The sequence below is a fragment of the Streptomyces antnestii genome (genome assembly GCF_004005495.1).
GTDB classification, from domain to species: domain Bacteria; phylum Actinomycetota; class Actinomycetes; order Streptomycetales; family Streptomycetaceae; genus Streptomyces; species Streptomyces antnestii.
Genome location: NZ_RZYA01000032.1, coordinates 57369 through 72644 on the forward strand (window position 1 = coordinate 57369; position 15276 = coordinate 72644).

General features: G+C 68.5%; 10 protein-coding genes, 1 tRNA gene and 8 pseudogenes. 7 read left to right on the forward strand and 12 right to left on the reverse strand.

What is annotated here, in order from left to right:
* Positions 1–250: 250 nt before the first annotated feature.
* The 3 genes from EOT10_RS38970 to EOT10_RS38980 are packed head-to-tail and all read left to right on the forward strand — an operon-like array spanning position 251 to position 1922.
* Positions 251–637: a CPCC family cysteine-rich protein gene (locus tag EOT10_RS38970; protein WP_127833120.1), complete on the forward strand. Its 387-nt coding sequence runs from the start codon at positions 251–253 to the stop codon at positions 635–637.
* Positions 634–1362, forward strand: coding sequence for a HEAT repeat domain-containing protein (locus EOT10_RS38975; RefSeq protein WP_127833121.1), 729 nt, complete (start codon positions 634–636; stop codon positions 1360–1362). The genes EOT10_RS38970 and EOT10_RS38975 overlap by 4 nt, the downstream gene beginning before the upstream one ends.
* Positions 1359–1922 (forward strand): DUF6000 family protein, encoded by a 564-nt coding sequence (locus tag EOT10_RS38980; RefSeq protein WP_223281473.1) that lies wholly within the window; start codon positions 1359–1361, stop codon positions 1920–1922. Before EOT10_RS38975 ends, EOT10_RS38980 begins: the two co-directional genes overlap by 4 nt.
* Positions 1923–1972: 50 nt before the next feature.
* Here EOT10_RS38980 and EOT10_RS38985 read toward each other — a convergent pair.
* The 4 genes and pseudogenes from EOT10_RS38985 to EOT10_RS39000 all read right to left on the reverse strand — a co-directional run bounded on the left by EOT10_RS38985 (position 1973) and on the right by EOT10_RS39000 (position 4453).
* Positions 1973–2042 (reverse strand) — tRNA-Met (locus EOT10_RS38985).
* Positions 2043–2089: 47 nt separating this feature from the next.
* Positions 2090–2236: pseudogene (locus EOT10_RS42420) on the reverse strand (cold-shock protein); the annotation flags it as partial.
* Between the two features lie 248 nt (positions 2237–2484).
* Entirely contained in the window at positions 2485–3765 is a 1281-nt protein-coding gene (locus EOT10_RS38995) for an amidohydrolase (protein WP_127833122.1), read from the reverse strand.
* 46 nt (positions 3766–3811) lie between these two features.
* A complete protein-coding gene (locus EOT10_RS39000; RefSeq protein WP_223281474.1) occupies positions 3812–4453 on the reverse strand; it encodes a trimeric intracellular cation channel family protein in 642 nt (213 codons plus the stop codon).
* Between the two features lie 295 nt (positions 4454–4748).
* On the opposite strand from EOT10_RS39000, the pseudogene EOT10_RS39005 reads away from it, so the two are divergent.
* Positions 4749–5366, forward strand: a pseudogene (locus EOT10_RS39005) (methyltransferase domain-containing protein); the annotation flags it as partial.
* Positions 5367–5564: 198 nt separating this feature from the next.
* Positions 5565–6311, forward strand: coding sequence for a DUF4158 domain-containing protein (locus EOT10_RS42425; RefSeq protein ID WP_127833124.1), 747 nt, complete (start codon positions 5565–5567; stop codon positions 6309–6311).
* A 55-nt stretch (positions 6312–6366) separates the two neighbouring features.
* Here the strand turns inward: EOT10_RS42425 and EOT10_RS42745 are convergent.
* The 3 pseudogenes from EOT10_RS42745 to EOT10_RS43340 form a co-directional block, all read right to left on the reverse strand.
* Positions 6367–6528 (reverse strand): annotated as a pseudogene (locus EOT10_RS42745) (IS110 family transposase); the annotation flags it as partial.
* 56 nt (positions 6529–6584) lie between these two features.
* Positions 6585–6980: pseudogene (locus tag EOT10_RS42970) on the reverse strand (hypothetical protein); the annotation flags it as partial.
* Positions 6981–7722: 742 nt separating this feature from the next.
* Positions 7723–7945 (reverse strand): annotated as a pseudogene (locus EOT10_RS43340) (hypothetical protein); the annotation flags it as partial.
* Between the two features lie 284 nt (positions 7946–8229).
* Here EOT10_RS43340 and EOT10_RS39025 point away from each other — a divergent pair.
* Together EOT10_RS39025 and EOT10_RS39030 are read left to right on the forward strand one after the other, a co-directional pair.
* Positions 8230–9891, forward strand: coding sequence for an alkaline phosphatase family protein (locus EOT10_RS39025; RefSeq protein WP_223281475.1), 1662 nt, complete (start codon positions 8230–8232; stop codon positions 9889–9891).
* A gap of 696 nt (positions 9892–10587) precedes the next feature.
* A complete protein-coding gene (locus tag EOT10_RS39030) occupies positions 10588–10905 on the forward strand; it encodes a hypothetical protein (protein WP_127833126.1) in 318 nt (105 codons plus the stop codon).
* Between the two features lie 176 nt (positions 10906–11081).
* Here the strand turns inward: EOT10_RS39030 and EOT10_RS39035 are convergent, their stop codons facing one another.
* The 5 genes and pseudogenes from EOT10_RS39035 to EOT10_RS39055 all read right to left on the reverse strand — a co-directional run.
* Entirely contained in the window at positions 11082–11504 is a 423-nt protein-coding gene (locus EOT10_RS39035; RefSeq protein ID WP_127833127.1) for a hypothetical protein, read from the reverse strand.
* 92 nt (positions 11505–11596) lie between these two features.
* A pseudogene (locus EOT10_RS39040) lies at positions 11597–13304 on the reverse strand (type IV secretory system conjugative DNA transfer family protein).
* Positions 13304–13765 (reverse strand): annotated as a pseudogene (locus EOT10_RS39045) (type VI secretion protein); the annotation flags it as partial. The pseudogenes EOT10_RS39040 and EOT10_RS39045, both read right to left, overlap by 1 nt.
* Positions 13766–13836: 71 nt before the next feature.
* Positions 13837–14847 (reverse strand): aldo/keto reductase, encoded by a 1011-nt coding sequence (locus tag EOT10_RS39050; protein WP_127833128.1) that lies wholly within the window; start codon positions 14845–14847, stop codon positions 13837–13839.
* A 313-nt stretch (positions 14848–15160) separates the two neighbouring features.
* Positions 15161–15276, reverse strand: a pseudogene (locus EOT10_RS39055) (IS5/IS1182 family transposase); the annotation flags it as partial.

The following is a 15276-nucleotide window of genomic DNA, read 5'->3' on the forward strand; positions in this document are numbered from 1 at the left end:
CGGCCGCCGCGTTCAGCCCCGGGACGCAGACGCAGAGCGCCGTCAGGAGTAGAAGCGGAATGTTTGCCACGTGATCCTGACCTGCGGCGGAGCCCCACTCAAGCCTCCAAACAGGGCTTTCATCGTTGACTGCGTTGGCCTCCGACGGCGGCCATCTACGAACGTCTTGCGGACTCCCTGCGGACTGTCGGACCGTCACTAGCCTGGAAATACATGGCGCCAGAGACAGCGGGTCGATGAGACTGCGCAGGTGAGCCGTCGCTACCCCTGCCCTTGCTGCGGGCATCTCGTCCTGGATGAGATGCCCGGCTCGTACGCCATCTGTCCCGTCTGCTTCTGGGAGGACGACGCCATCCAGTTCCGGTGGCCCACCATGGACGGCGGGGCGAACAAGGTCTCCCTCATCGACGCCCAGCGCAATTACCTGGACTTCGGCGCCTGCGACCAGAACGGCCGACGGTTCGTCCGACCCCCAGCACCGGGCGAACCGCTCGATCCGGACTGGCGCCCGATCGACGTCACGCGAGACTCCTTCGAGGTCTGGGGAGCGGAGGACTGGGCCCCATGGCCGGCGGAACCTTCGGTGCTCTGCTGGTGGCTTCCCACCTTCTGGCGCCGCGACCAGCCGGTGTCATGACCTCCCGCATCAAGAGACTCGTCCAGCATCTCGACGGCGCAGCCGACGCGTCTTACGACGCTCGCGCGGAGCTGATCTGGATCGGCACCGACGCCATACCAGCCATCATCGACGGGCTCCCTTCCCTCGGCGGCTTCGGCCAGCTGACCGCCATCGAAGTGTTCGAGGAGGTGGGCGATCCCCGCTGCGGCCCCGCCCTTCTCGGACTGCTGGACAGCGACAACCCGACCGTCCGCGAATGGGCGGCCATGGCCCTGGCGAGCCTGGAAAACGACGGCACGGTCGAGCCCCTGCGCCGCGCCTTTCGCGCATCGGAACGGGCGACGCCACCGGACTGGAGCGAGCCCGTCGGCATCCGCTGGGCCCTGACCGAACTCGGCGCCCGCACCACGGTCATCCCGCCGCTCACCGCCAGCCTGCGAGTCACCGTTCCGGACAATTCCCCCGGCTGGCCCTCCGTCCACTTCGCCGAGATCATCAACGAGCTCGCCGACCACGCCCAAGTGATCCTCTACTCCCAGTTCTGGCGGGTGGACGCCGGCCGCACGTACGGCATCTTTGGCACCGCCCTGGACTGGGAACTCGACTGGACCATGCCCTGGGAGCACCTGGTCGAAGAGTCCCGCACCTGGTCCCTGCTGGAAGCCTCCGAAGCCCGCGCCAGCGACAACATCTATGTCGCCCCGATCTGGATCGACCGTACCGACCTGTACCCGGAGAGGTGAATCCAGCACCCGAGGAGATCGGCTACGGCTACGTAATCGAGCGCTACGTGACGAAGAAGGACTCAGGCCGCCCGCGCTACCGCGACCTGAAAAGCGGTCGTGTGCTGCGGCCCGGGTGGCCACACGCCGAACTCGTCGCCCGGCACCTCATCGACGACGCAGTCACGATCACCGATGCCGAACTGGAGGCCCTCCTAGGCTACGAGTGGCGCTCACGCCTCACCGCCGCATGGCTGATCGGCGTAGGCCGACGCGCCACGTTCCGTGATCGTATCGGCGACCTGCTCCTGGCCAGCGAGTTCTGCTTCTCCGGCGGCGGCTACTGCTTCGCCCTGGCCCGCTTCGGCACCCACGCGGACGCCGAGATCCTCACCACTGTGCTCGGTGAGCTGCGTATCGGCTGCCCGCACCTATGGACAGGACCGAGGCCACGCCGCCCCTCGCTACCGCTCCGACGGACGCAGCTCTGCCCAGCACACGCACCGACACCGACGCCCTCCCCAGACGCGATGTTGGCCTTCACCACCCACAACCGGGCGGTGAAGGCCAACATCGCGTAGAAGGGCCAGGCATTAACCAATAGAGTCTGGTGCCGGGCCCCTGACTCTCGTAGCGGGGACAGGCTTTGAACCTGCCTATGGTTATGAGCCTAGCGAGCTACCGAGCTGCTCCACCCTGCGTCGGTGATGCCACTCGACACGGAACTTTCGGGGCCAGCGGAGCGTCCGCCGCGGACGATGTTCCCCGCCCGGGGCCCCTGTGCCCCTGGGCGACGTCGAACGTGACCGACTCGCCCTCTACCAGCTCGCGGTACCCGCTGCCGGCGATGTTGGAGTTGGGCGAAGACGTCCGGTCCGCCAGCGTCCTGGGCGATATCGCTTACCGGCCTGCATCGCGAGGTTGTCCGCCGGGGACTCCGGATACGGATCCGCAGTCCCTACCCCCCAGCCTCGTGACCACGGACGCATCGGGCAGGTCGACGTACTTGTAGGCAGCCGCAGTCACGAGGCGTCTCCGTGATCGGCGGTGTCTGCGGCTCGTCCGGCTGCGTTGGGCCCGCCGGCTGGGGAAGGCGGTCGGATGCTCTGGGCTGCCGTATCAAAGGCGGCCTCGCCGGAAGGTTCATCGGTTCGTACGGCCCGGGTGCCCGAGGTGGGTGAGTGCGGCTGTGACCAGGGCCTGGACGCCGGTGTTGAGGGTGGGCTGGAGGACGGGTGCGAAGTGGGGGCTGTGGTTGACCGGGATATCCTGGGCCACGGTGCCGCGTTGCAGGGCGGTCTGGTAGGCGTCCGGATCGGCGCAGCCCAGGGCCCAGTAGGTGTACGGGATACCGAAGGCGTCCGGGATCAGGCTGAAGTCCTCGCTGGCGCTCTGCAGCTCGATGGTGATCGCGTGCTCGGCGAACACCGCGGCGAAAGCGGCGGCGACCTCGCGGGTCACGTCGTCGTCGTTGACGGTCGGCGGGAAGCGGGTGCCCTCCTCGATCTGCGGCGCGCGCGTCGCCCCGGAGGCGTCGCACTCGGCGTGGGCGATGCGCCGAACGGAGGCCAGAACGGATCGCCGGGTCTCTTCGTCGTACGTGCGGACGTTCAGCAGCAGTTCGGCCGACTCGGGGATCACGTTGCCGCTGGAGCCTGCCTGGACGGAGCCGACCGTGACGACGACGGGCTGGGTGGCGGCCAGCTCGCGCGAGACGATCGTCTGGAGCCGGACGACGATCATCGAGGCGATCACCACCGGGTCGATAGCGGCCTGCGGTGCCGAGCCGTGAGCGCCCCGGCCGTGGACAGTGATCTTCAGGTTGTCCGCCGCGGAGAGAAAGGACCCGGCGCGCGTGCCGACCTGCCCGGCCGGATAGGGAAGCACGTGCTGGGCGAAGGCCACGTCCGGGTGAGGGACACGGTCGGTGAGCTGGTCGGTGAGCATCCGGTCGGCGCCGTCTCCGGGCTCTTCGGCAGGCTGGAACAGGGCCATCAGGGTGCCCTGCCATGCCTCCGGCGCGGCGGCCATGAGCTGTGCCGCTCCCAGCAGGCAGGTGACGTGCATGTCGTGACCGCAGGCGTGCGCCACGGGCACCCGTCGGCCGGAGGCGTCCGTGGCTTCGGCCGTGCTGGCGTAGGGCAGACCAGTCTCCTCAAGGACCGGTAGCGCATCCATGTCGGCCCGCAGCAAAACCGTCGGACCCTCTCCGTTGACCAGCACGCCGACCACGCCGGTGCCGCCGATGCCCTCGTGCACCTGGTAGCCGCAGTTTCTCAGGCGTTCCGCCACACGGGTCGCGGTGCGGTGCTCCTGGTGTCCCAGCTCGGGGTGGGCGTGCAAGTCCTTGTAGACCTCTTCGAGCTCGGAGCGGATGTCACCGAGCCCGACCAGGACAGCATCCGCTGAGTCCTTGAGCGTCATGGCTGTACTCCTCCCTCTCGGTGGGTGAACGCAGTGCCCGTTCAGGTCAGGGATCCCGGCCCTTAGCCGACCCCGGCCGCCAGTCGCGGCTGTCCGGCAGCTTCCAGCCCCAGTGGAACGCGGCCAGCCGCAGCGAGATACCGATCGTGATTCCGGCCAGGACGCCCACGGTGGGTACGCCGAGCCGGCTGCAGACCACCATCACCGCGCTCACCACGATCGCGACGGTCGCATACAACGGCGTGCCGCCGAAGATGGAAGGAGTCCGTGCGAGCAACAGGTCCCGGATGGCCCCGCCACCGACCGCCGTGATGGTGCCCAGCAGCACGGCCGGCAGCCAGCCAAGGCCGACAGCGAGCGTCTTCTGCGCCCCCGCGACCGCCCAGACGCTCAGGGCCGAGGCATCCAGGAGGTTGAAGGCCCAACTGGACGTGGGGCGGCTCAGGTCGGCTACGAAGGCCAGCAGGGTGCCGGCAGTGGCGACCGTGAGATAGGTGTAGTCGGTCAAGGCGACGGGGGTGCCGTGCTGCAACAGGGTGTCGCGCAGGATTCCGCCGCCCAGGCCGGAAACGATGCCGATGACCAGGAAGCCGAACAGGTCCAGACGTCGGGCCCGGGCCAGCACCCCGCCGAGCGTGCCGTTGGCGAACACTCCGCTCAGGTCAAGCGCCCTGGTCAGCTCGGTCACACTCTCGGGCGACAACGCCCGGGCCACAGACACCGGCGTCTCCCTTCACCCTTCCACCATCGAAGCAGCCGAAGATGTCACGTGCCCGCTGGGCAGGGCATGCGAGGCAGCTTCCCCGGCCGCTGGCCGCTGCGACGGTGACGTCCGTTCGCAGATTAGGTGCCGTAAGGGGGGGCGAGATCCACTGAGCAGGTGTGGGGTCACCCCCGAGCAGGGGAGCGCCAGCATTCCGTACTCGCACCCGGACGGCGCAGCGGGCCGAGCGAATTCCGGCCGTCCCTCACATCATCTTCACGAGGCCACGTTCGACCGGATCGTGGCCTCGTGCTCCCTCCGGGCCGTGCCGCCCACGCTGCTGGCGCGTGCCGGCCGGGCGGGAAGATCCTGCTCACCCTGTCGGGCTGGCCCTACGGATACGCCCGCGTCCTGCTGACCGTGAACGGCGACCACGCCGCCGAGGGCCAGCTGTTGGGCGGCACCGTGTCCTTCATGTCCGCGCGTACCCACCCGGCGCCGGCGTTCGGCAACCCCGCCCACTGGGCCGCGGGCCTTCCCGATGCCAGCCGGGCCGCCTGGCACGGCCCGGAGCGGATCACGGCCGCGACCGAAGAGGCGTTCCACCTGCGGTTCCTCGCCCAGTTCGCGGTGCCGGACGCGCAGATGACGACGGTCGGCGAGGTCGTGCACCTGGTCGACGTGGTCACCGGCTCTGCCACCGCCCTCACCCACCGAAGGCCGGTGGAAGGTTCGTGAGGACGGCCCGATGCGGCTATGGGAGCGGATCGAGCGCGTGCTGTCCGCGTACGACGAGGCGGGCCAGCCGGGGCCGGAAGCGTTCACGCTGCACGTCTACGACGGCGCGCAGCACCTGCGGCACCCGCAGATGCCCGGCCTGCCGCTGCCCAAGCCCTGACGGGCCCGGGGCGGACTCCAGGCGCCCGGGCGGGAAGCGTGACGGCCCCCCGCCCGGGCGCCTGGCCATTCGGCCGTGCTTCGACCAGGCCGCCCCGCCCCGCCAGGGCACTTCGCTGATTCCCGCGCCCGCCGTACACCGCCGGCTCTACCGTCCGGCCCGACAGGTGATCACGGGGCGTGCGGAAGGGGCTGAGCAGTGGGGCGGGATCTGGGTCTGGACGGGGTGGTGGACCACTTCACCCTGTCCAGCGACGAGACGGGCTGGTTACGGAACAAGACCGGCGCCACGAGGCTGGGCTTCGCCGTCCAGCTCAAGTTCTTGACCTGGCGCGGCCGGTTTCCCCGGATGCGCCTGGAGCTGCCGCCCGACGCGGTCGAGCACGTCGCCAAGCAGGTCGGCGTCGCCTCCTCCGAGCTGGCCTTCTACGACTTCACCTCCCGCGCGGCCAAGCGCCACCGCAGCGAGCTGCGGGATCTGACCGGCTGGCACGAGTGCACCAAGACCGACCTGGTCAAGCTCGTCTCGCACCTGGTGGACGTGATCTGGCACGACGAACGCCGCGAGGAACAGGTGCGGGCCGAGCTGCTGCGGCAGATGCGCGCGGAGATGATCGAGCCGCCGACCGCGGCCCAGGTCGACACGATCATCCGCTCCGCACTGCACCAGGCCGACGAACGCGCCGTTGCCGAGGCCGCCGCCCGCCTGGCGCAGGCCGAGGGCTGCACCCGTCGCCTGGACGCGCTGGTCTGCACCGGTCTGACCGGCGACGGCCCCGCCCAGGATGACGCGACCGCAAGCGGCTCCCGGCCTGGTGGATTTGAACTGCGCACGTCGGGTCGGCGAGGTCCGCGCCGGGGCGAGAGCGGGCAAGCTGCGCAATCAACTGGTAGGTGGGCAGGCCGCGCAGTCGTTCCCGGACGCCTGCGGGGGCGGAGACGATGAGCGTGCGGATCTGGTTGATCGTCTGAGTACGGGACTTGATAGCCGAGCGACGGACCACCCGCAGTGACCGGATGGCCTCCACGATGCCGTCGCGGGTCTTGGGCCGGCCGTGGGCACGGCCGGACAGGACAGCGGTCGCGGCGGCGTAGGCATCGACAGGGTCGGACTTGCCGCTGGCCCGACGGGCCTTGCGGTCAGGCCGGTCGACATCGACCACGCTTTCCCCCCAAGGAACCGGGCGAGTTCGGAACCGTAGGTGCCAATCCCCTCAACCCCGACGGCGAGCACGTCACCGTGCGAGCGCAACCACTCCAGCAGGCGCCGGTAGCCGTCGGGAGTGGTGGGGAACGAAGCGGTGGCCAGGTGCCGGCCAATGGTGTCAAACACGGCTGCCTGGTGGAAGTCGGTGTGGGTGTCCACGCCGCCGACCACCGCGATCTGATCTGCCATGCTGGGAACTGCTGTCCTTCCGTGCGATACGCGAGGGATCGCACGGGCCGGTCGGGCGTCAGGACAAGACTGTGATGGGACCTTTGGCCGGACTCCTATGAGGTCACAGGCGCTCGACCGGCCGCGTGCAGAGCGGCACCGCCAGACCGCCGACGATTCCTGGAAAGGACAGCCCGAAGCGTCAATCGTTCGGTGGGTCAGGCCGTCGAGCGGTGCCATGACCAATCCTCACAGTCGTTCGTACAGTGGCGCGCTCCACCTGGACGCCATGAACCACGCCCGCTCCACGGTGTGTGGGTCGACGGCGGACGGGATGGGAGCTGAGATGGTTGGCCGATGAGGATGGTGGTGAACGTGCAGGTCGAGGGGCGGGAACACGTGCCAGCCCAAAGCCGCTACGCCGACCGCGTGTTGCGCGTTCACCGGAGCAGCAGTGATCTCGTCGTTCGCGCTCTGCTAAGCGTCAGTCTTCGTCATCCGACGAGGAGCCCCTTCGTACGGAGAACACCAAGACCGCAACAAGCGTCAGGATGACCAGGACCGCGACCAGTCCCCAGATTCCAGACGACCAACCCGCGCTTGCATGACGCTTGAGGGGCGCCAAGCCGCCATGTCCGACAGCAAAGATCCCACGCCCCATATCCCCCAGGTTCATGGGTGCAGCGTATTGCTGCCTACGATCCGCGGCTAGAGCGCGTCACCCCCGCAAACCGGAAGAGGAAGTGCTTGTCAAGACCGCGCGCGGCAATTGACATCAGCTGCTGACACCAACAGAGGCGGATGGACCCGGATCAGCCTGAACCTCAGCGAGCCAAGAATGAAGTCGTCACAGGCTGAACCCCAGGTGCCAGACCCTTTGCGATCGACCTGATAAAGATGAGGCCAGACCGCAAATCCTGCATCTGGCACGGTGCGCCGTCGATGGGCGGTGCACCGTCGGCTTGACTGCGGCATCGCAGACCTACCCCTGTCGGGGCAATCCCTCCAGGACACTATTTTTCTTAGCGAGGGTCCAAACGTAGTACCACTTGCCACTTTGGGTGGCGTGAGCGCTAAACGCCGACACCTCGGGGGCGAGGTGGGCCGTTGCGAGGCAAGTAGCCGCCGCATCGGTGAGGGAGATACAGGGTGCGGATGCGGGACCAGCCGCCCGAGGTGTCACCGACGACGGACAGACCGGGCAGTAATGACACGCCATGCCGACAGAGTCAAGGCCGTGTACCTCCTCGGCGCGGGCCGAACTGATTACCGACTGAGGCGTCCGCTCCGCTCCGGAGGGGCAGCGCGATGCCCGCGGAGGCGGACGACGGGAGTCTCACGGACCTCCGTCAGCAAGAACACCGTAAGAACTCCAGCTAACCACTCATTCGTTCATGCCTGTTCAGCCTTTTACCCCCGCAGATACATGCGTGACACATACACCTGCGGGTGCCACCCCCCGCGTCAACGACTACTGGAGCAAGCACCCGTGAACCGCCGTTCCATACGACTCGCGGCCATCCTCGGCGCCGCGGTGACCCTCGCCGGAGGTTCCCTCGCTGCGGCGTCGGAGCTCACCGGCCCCTCCGCAGCGCCGCAGCAGGCGGCAGCCGCCAAGCATGTCCTACTGCTCTCCGTCGACGGCCTGCACCAGTCGGACCTGGCCTGGTATATCGCCAAGCACCCCGGTTCGGCGCTGGCCCGGCTGGTGCACGGCGGCGTGCAGTACACCAACGCCCGCACCACCACGCCCTCGGACTCCTTCCCGGGCATGGCCGCCCAGGTCACCGGCGGCGGCCCGGGCACCACGGGCGTGTACTACGACGACACGTACAACCACGCCCTGCTCCCGGCCGGCACCACCGACTGCAAGAGTGCCAAGCCCGGTGTCGAGGTGGACCTCACCGAGGACCTGGACAAGAACAAGGCATCCATCGACGCCGGCCAGGGCCTGAAGAACCTGCCCGGCAGCATCCTGCAGATGACCGGCAGCCCGCGCAGCCTGCTCGACCCGAGCAAGCTGCCCGTCGACCCCACGACCTGCAAGCCGGTCTACCCGCACTCCTACCTGCAGGTGAACACGGTCTTCAACGTGGCCCGCAACGCCGGTCTGCGCACGGCCTGGTCGGACAAGCACATCGCGTACGACATCCTCAGCGGCCCGTCCGGCGACGGTATCCAGGACCTGTTCGCCCCGGAGATCAACAGCGACGCGAACGGCTACCCGGCCGGGAACGACTGGACCACCGACAACAAGGCCACCGAGCAGTACGACGGTTACAAGGCCGAGGCCGTCCTCAACGAGATCGACGGCTACGACCACTCCGGCGCCCACAAGGTCGGGACCCCGGCGGTCTTCGGCATGAACTTCCAGTCGGTGTCCACCGCCGAGAAGCTGCCCACCTCCGACGGCCTCAAGGGCGGCTACGCCTCCAAGGGCGTCCCCGGACCGCTGCTGGAGAAGAACCTCGACTTCGTCAACACCGAGGTCGGCGCGCTGGTCAAGGAGATCAAGGCCAAGGGCCTGGCCTCCAGCACGGACATCATCCTCTCCGCCAAGCACGGGCAGTCGCCGACCGATCCCGCCGCGCTGAACCGCATCGACGACGGCCCGCTGCTCGACGGGCTGAACGCCGCCTGGAAGAAGGAGCACCCGGGTGCCGGCGACCTCGTCGCGCACGCCGTGGACGACGACGGCATGCTGCTCTGGCTGAACGACCGCTCCGCGGCCGCCACCGACTTCGCCAAGAAGTACCTGCTCGCCCAGAGCGGCCAGGGCAACGCCATCAACGGCAACGCCAGGGCGTTCACCAACAGCGGCCTCAGCAAGGTCTACGCGGGCAGGGCGGCAGCCCGCTACTTCGGCGTCAAGCCCGGCGACACTCGGGTGCCGGACCTGTTCGGCATCGCCAAGTACGGCGTCGTCTACACCGGCGGCCAGAAGAAGATCGCTGAGCACGGCGGCGCCCACGCCGACGACCTGAACGTCCCGCTCGTCATCTCCGGTGCGGGCACCAGGGCCGGCATGAGCAGGGGCGGCCAGGTCGAGACCGCCCAGATCGCGCCGACCATCCTCACCCTGCTCGGCCTTGACCCACAGAGCCTGCAGGCCGTGCAGAAGGAGCACACCAAGTCGCTGCCAGTCCGCTGACCGCCTGCCGACGACCCCGAGTGGGCGGGCTCGGATCGAACTCCTAAAGCGGTGCTCAAGCGCGAGCGCCCTTCCTGGCCGTCCTAGGGCCGTGGAAGGGCGCTCATTGGTGACCAACGTCGACAGGTGCCGACAACTCAACAGCAGGTCAGGGCACTGATCGGTTAAGCGGCCGCAGGTCACGGCCGCCTGTGATCAGTTGTGGTGTAGTGAAGCCAGCCTCATGATCGGCTGATGCGGGTCGGCATGTGCCACGGTCGTGCCACATCCTGCGGTCAACCACGGTCAACGACGGTTCGCGGCAGTCCAGAGACGCCGCCGACGCGGCGCGGGCCTGTACGCGCTCCTGCAGGGATTCCTTCAGCGACTCGTCCGTCGTCAGTGCCGGCCGCGCAACGGACTGGACCTCCGATTCGGCCCGCGTCACGGCAGTCTCAGCGGCGGCCTGTAAACGCTCTGCGCCATCAGATGCAGGCGTCGTATCGGCCTGTGAGGGGGGAACGGGTGTGGGCATGAAATTTCCTCCATGTCGTCGGGTGCGCTTGCTGGCTGCGGGCCAGATCCTCGGCTGTGGTTCGATATCAACTACTAGGTTGCGGGGCCCTCATAGCCGTGGTGGCGGCTAATGCACTCAGTGCGGTCCGTCCGCCCCACGCCGCCACCCGATGGGGCTGACGAGCTAGCTACCTTGACGCCATGAGCCCCTCGCTACCGCTGCACATCGCCGACCTGTTGACGAACACCCCGAAGATCAAGGTCGTTAAGGAAGTTCGGTCGTTGACCGGCTTTCCCTTGGAGACCGCGGTGGGGTTCTGCAATGCCGTAGAGGCGCAACAGTTCCTTCGGGAGCACGTCCCTCCAGAGTTCGGCGGAGGCAGCCTCGTCTCCCGGATTCGCCTGCTGCACTCTGACGAGGACTCCCTCACGGCCATCCGACTCGTCCAGGCGGAGACCGGCATGACCGTGGCCGAGGCCCGACGGTTCCTCAGCTCTCTGGCTACGCCTACCGACTGAGTGCCCTTCCCTCGGCGTGGACCTGTCGAAACTGGCGAACATTCAATTCGAAGATGGCCGCTGCCTTCTGCCCGAAGCGGTGAACCAGGGCTGTCGGTTCTGGTGAACAGAGTCAAAGTGGCCTCCACGTTGGCGCCCCTCCCCTCGTGCGTTCCGCCAGCGGGGTTGTCGCTGTCTCACAGCGGCGGGTCCAGCTCGGCGGCCATCCGCCGAACCTCGGCCTCGGCCGGGTGCTTCGCCTCGTCGGTGGTGTCGGCGGAGGTGGCCAGGTACAGCTCCCACTCCTCGTCGGCTCGCGGGTTCGCTGGGGGAGGCAGTGGCGGGTCCTGGTGGCCGCTGACGCAGGCGGGCAGCTTCATGTGCGGCTTGAACGCGTGCACCGTGTTGATCCACTCGGCCTCCGCGAGCTCGCGCCCTGGTGTCTTCTCACCCTCGTAGATCCGCAGCCAGCCCAGGTACAGGGCGGTGAGCATCTCGCGCACCCATCGGTGCCGATACCAGCAGGGCGGCAGGTCGTTGTGCAGCTCCGCGGTGTGGCGCAGCCACTCCACCCAGATCTGGAGTTCACGGAGCCGGGCGCGGCGCTCGGGTGGGGGCATGGCCGACCAGACCCAGCGGCGCGGTTCCGGCGTCGGGGGGCGCCAAGTTGGGCGGGGCGGTGGGCCACAGTGAGGCCGGGTCGTCCAGGAATTCAGCCACGGTCTGCCCTCTCCACCGCCGGGGCGGTCTCGGTCTTGTTCAGGCTCACCGGCCCGTCGCCGACGGCCGGTTCGGCTGCCGCCAGCAGGTTCTTGAGGTCCCGGTCGCGGAAGGTGAGCCGCATCTTCACCTTGATCGGCGCCTTGTTGGAGTACTGGGCGATCGCGGTGAAGTCGTCGAGCTGCTGCAGGGAGTGGACCGGGGCGAGGTCCTGCTCCGTGGGGGTGGTGTTGGTGGAGACCTCGCCCCGGGAGTGGCCGCGCGAGGTGCGGTCGACCTCGGTGCGTCCGTACAGGCCGCTGAAGTAGCGCAGGGTCTCCAGCTCGCCGCAGCCGGGGAGCAGCATGCGTAGTCCGGAGGCGGACAGCACCGTGTTCGCCTTCTGCGTGCCGAGTCGGTCGCGCAGTTGCGAGAGGTCGTGCCACACGGTCAGCACGGTGATGCCCATGCCGCGGCCGGTGGTGAGGATGTTGGACAGCCGGGGGGTAGCGCAGCATGTTGCCGGCCTCGTCGACCATGACGCCCAGGCCCGGGTCGAGGGGCTTGCCGGTGGAGTTATAGGCGACTTCGGCGCCGTGGATGATCGAGGTCAGCAGCGGGGCGAACCGCTCCGCGTCGGCCTCGGAGGCGATCAGGCAGACGGTGCCGTTCTTCCTCAGCAGGTCGTCGACGGTGAAGTCGGTGCCGGCGCAGGTCTCGCGGACCTCCTCATCGGCGTAGACGCGGGACAGCACGTTGAGGCTGAACTGGATGGAGCCGATGCCGTCCTCGTGCAGGCGCAGCCAGGGGGAGGCGTAGTCGTCGGCGACTTCGTCGTAGCCGTGCTGCTGCAGGACGGAGCGGACGTGGTCGACGGCGTCCTTGCCGAGCGAGAGCCAGCGGCGCATCTGGTTGACGCCGCCTCCGGCGAGGTTGGAGGCCAGTAGTACGCCCTTGAGGACGCTCTTAGCCTGGTCGATCCAGGGCGCGGCGCGCTTGTCGTCGCTCGAGGAAGAGGCCTCGGCCATCCAGCTCGCCATCCGGTCGGCGGCCTTGGCGTCGGTGCAGTACTCCACGGGGGACCACTTGTTGGTTTCCCGGCCGGGGATGCCCGCCGGGGCGATCACCCAGACCGGGCCGAGGGCGCCGCGGCGTGCGTAGATGATGTCGAGATCGGCGGCCTTGGTGGTGGTGACGACCAGAGGGCCTTGCCATTCGGCGGCGTTGGGCAGGACGAGGCCGGTGGTCTTGGAGGAGCCGGGTACGCCGAACACGGTGGCGCTGATGTTGGGCTGGGCGGCCACGATCTTCTTGGTGTGCTTGCCGCGGCCGGCGGTGATGCGGTTGGCGCGCTCGGCGGGGTCCTGCGGGGCCTCGAGGATCCGCTCGACCTTCGCGCCGCCGCTGTGCCCACCAGCGAAGTTCAGCTTGGTGGCCGCCTTGAGCAGCAGGAGGAAGTAGGGTGAGCAGCAGGGCGACCGTGAGCGCGTAGAAGAGCAAGGCGGGCGGGGAGGGGTCGTAGACCTCGCCGGGGCCTTTGATCACGGAGCGCAGCACCGTTTCGGGGACGCTCGCGGGGGAGTGGGCCCAGCCGCGGCCGGACAGCAGTGCGGCCAGCGGCGCGGCCAGCAGCACCGCGCCGCCCAGCGCGACGATGACGCGGCCGCGTACGTGGCGAGCAAGGTGTTGTCGTCGAGGCCCGAGCCGGCGGACTTGGCCACTAGATCACCATCTTCTCGTCGGTCTCGAAGAGTTCCTTCTCGGTGTGGGAGAGCATCAGCTGGACGGCGTGCGAGCCGCCGCCGCGGCCGACCTTCCACAGGGCACGGCCGCGCTGGCCGCGACCCCAGGAGCCGATCAGGTCGCATTCGGCGTCGGTCAGACCGATCGCCTCGCGGGTGATCTGCAGGGGGCGCGTGTCCTGAGCGAGTTGAATGCGGGTCTCGCAGGAACTGATGAGGTCCTTGGCGATGTTGACGGCCTCGGAGCCGGCGGCGCCGACGCTTTCGAAGTCGGAGAGACGGTGGGTGGCCAGCAGTTGGATGGTGCCGGTGGCCCGGGACAGGCGGAGGTCGGCGTCGATCTTCTTGACCTGGGAGGCGCCGCCGGAGCGCATCTGGCGCCACAGCTCGTCGCGCACCACGATCCAGGGCCGGTTGCCGGGCCGGTCGATCGCGGTCTGGCCGCTGGGCCGACCACAGGGCTGTGAAGGCCGAGGCGAAGGACTCGTCGAAGGCCAGGCGGTAGCCCGGACTACCGGGAGCTCGCCACAGGGCGCGACTTGTAGAAGGACTCCTCCAGGTAAGCGGCCTCGTGCGGCTGGTAGGGCTCCTCCAGGTAGGCGGCCTCGTCTTCGTCGAGTTCGACGTCCACCGCGGCGACCGCGTCGGCCAGCTGGGCCGGCTTGGTGACCCCGACGATGGGCGAGGTCACCGCCGGGTTACGCATGACCCAGGCCAGGGCGACCTGGGCCGGGGACAGACCCCGCTTGCCTGCGATCTCGTGGACGCGCTCGACCACCGCCTGGTCCCCGTCGCGGTAGAGGATCTTGCCGCCCGCGTCGGTCTCGGCACGCGCCGTGGCGGTGTCCCGCGCCCGCGTCAGCCTGCCCCGCGCCAGCGGGCTCCACGGGATCACGCCGATGCCCTGGTCGGCGCAGAGCGGGAGCATCTCCCGCTCTGCCTCCCGGTGGATGAGGTTGTAGTGGTCCTGCATCGACACGAACCGGGTCCAGCCGTTCAGGTCAGCCAGGTACAGGGCCTTGGCGAACTGCCAGGCGTACATGGAAGAGGCCCCGATGTAGCGGACCTTCCCGGACTTGACCGCGTCGTGCAGCGCCTCGAGGGTTTCCTCGATCGGGGTGTCGTAGTCCCAGCGGTGGATCTGGTACAGGTCGATGTAGTCGGTCCCGAGTCGCTTCAGGGAGGCGTCGAGCTCGGCGAAGATCGCCTTGCGGGACAGCCCGGCGCCGTTCGGGCCGGGGCGCATCCGCATCCAGACCTTGGTGGAGAGAACGACCTCCTCGCGCCGGGTGAAGTCCTTGACCGCCTGGCCGACGATCTCCTCGCTGCTTCCGGCGCTGTACCCATTGGCCGTGTCGAGGAAGTTGACGCCGCCCTCGAGGGCCTGCTTGATGATGTCCCGGCTGGCGTCCGCGCCCAGCGACCAGGGCTCGCCGCCCCGGTCCGGCTCGCCGAAGCTCATGCAGCCGAGGGTGATGGCGGAGACTTCCAGTCCGGTCGTTCCCAGTTTGATGTAGCGCATGCTTCCGAACCTACGAGTTGGCGTGCGCTCTAACGCAATACCTCTCGGTCCGGAATTCCGAGGCGTGGGGCATGTGTGCCCTGTCAGGTTTCGACCGTTTCGGCCAGACGGACCAGAGAGCCCGTGGTAGCGAGTAACAACTGTCAATTCGGCCGAGCGCGTGGGGTACTACTCGGCCTCCGACGGCAAACCGGCCTCGCGGGTCCGTCGCCACGGCCGATCATCGCTCGATCACTAAGAGATTCCACTGGTCCAGGCGGCGGTATCGCGGCGCTCGCGACGGCGCCCCTACCCGCGGGATCTCTTAGAGGTCCTAACAAAGGCGCTGGACGTGGCGGTGGGTGATGAGGCAGGTGGCGAGGCCGAGGAAAGCCTCATGGATGTCGTCGCGTCTCTCCCAGCGGATACGCAGGCGGCGGAAGCCATGCA

Excerpts from the sequence above, each read along its gene's own strand:
- EOT10_RS39050 (WP_127833128.1), bottom strand. The coding sequence starts at position 14,847 with ATGCGCTACATCAAACTGGGAACGACCGGACTGGAAGTCTCCGCCATC.
- EOT10_RS39035 (WP_127833127.1), bottom strand. The coding sequence starts at position 11,504 with ATGCCCCCACCCGAGCGCCGCGCCCGGCTCCGTGAACTCCAGATCTGG.
- EOT10_RS38995 (WP_127833122.1), bottom strand. The coding sequence starts at position 3,765 with ATGACGCTCAAGGACTCAGCGGATGCTGTCCTGGTCGGGCTCGGTGAC.
- EOT10_RS38975 (WP_127833121.1), top strand. The coding sequence starts at position 634 with ATGACCTCCCGCATCAAGAGACTCGTCCAGCATCTCGACGGCGCAGCC.
- EOT10_RS39030 (WP_127833126.1), top strand. The coding sequence starts at position 10,588 with ATGAGCCCCTCGCTACCGCTGCACATCGCCGACCTGTTGACGAACACC.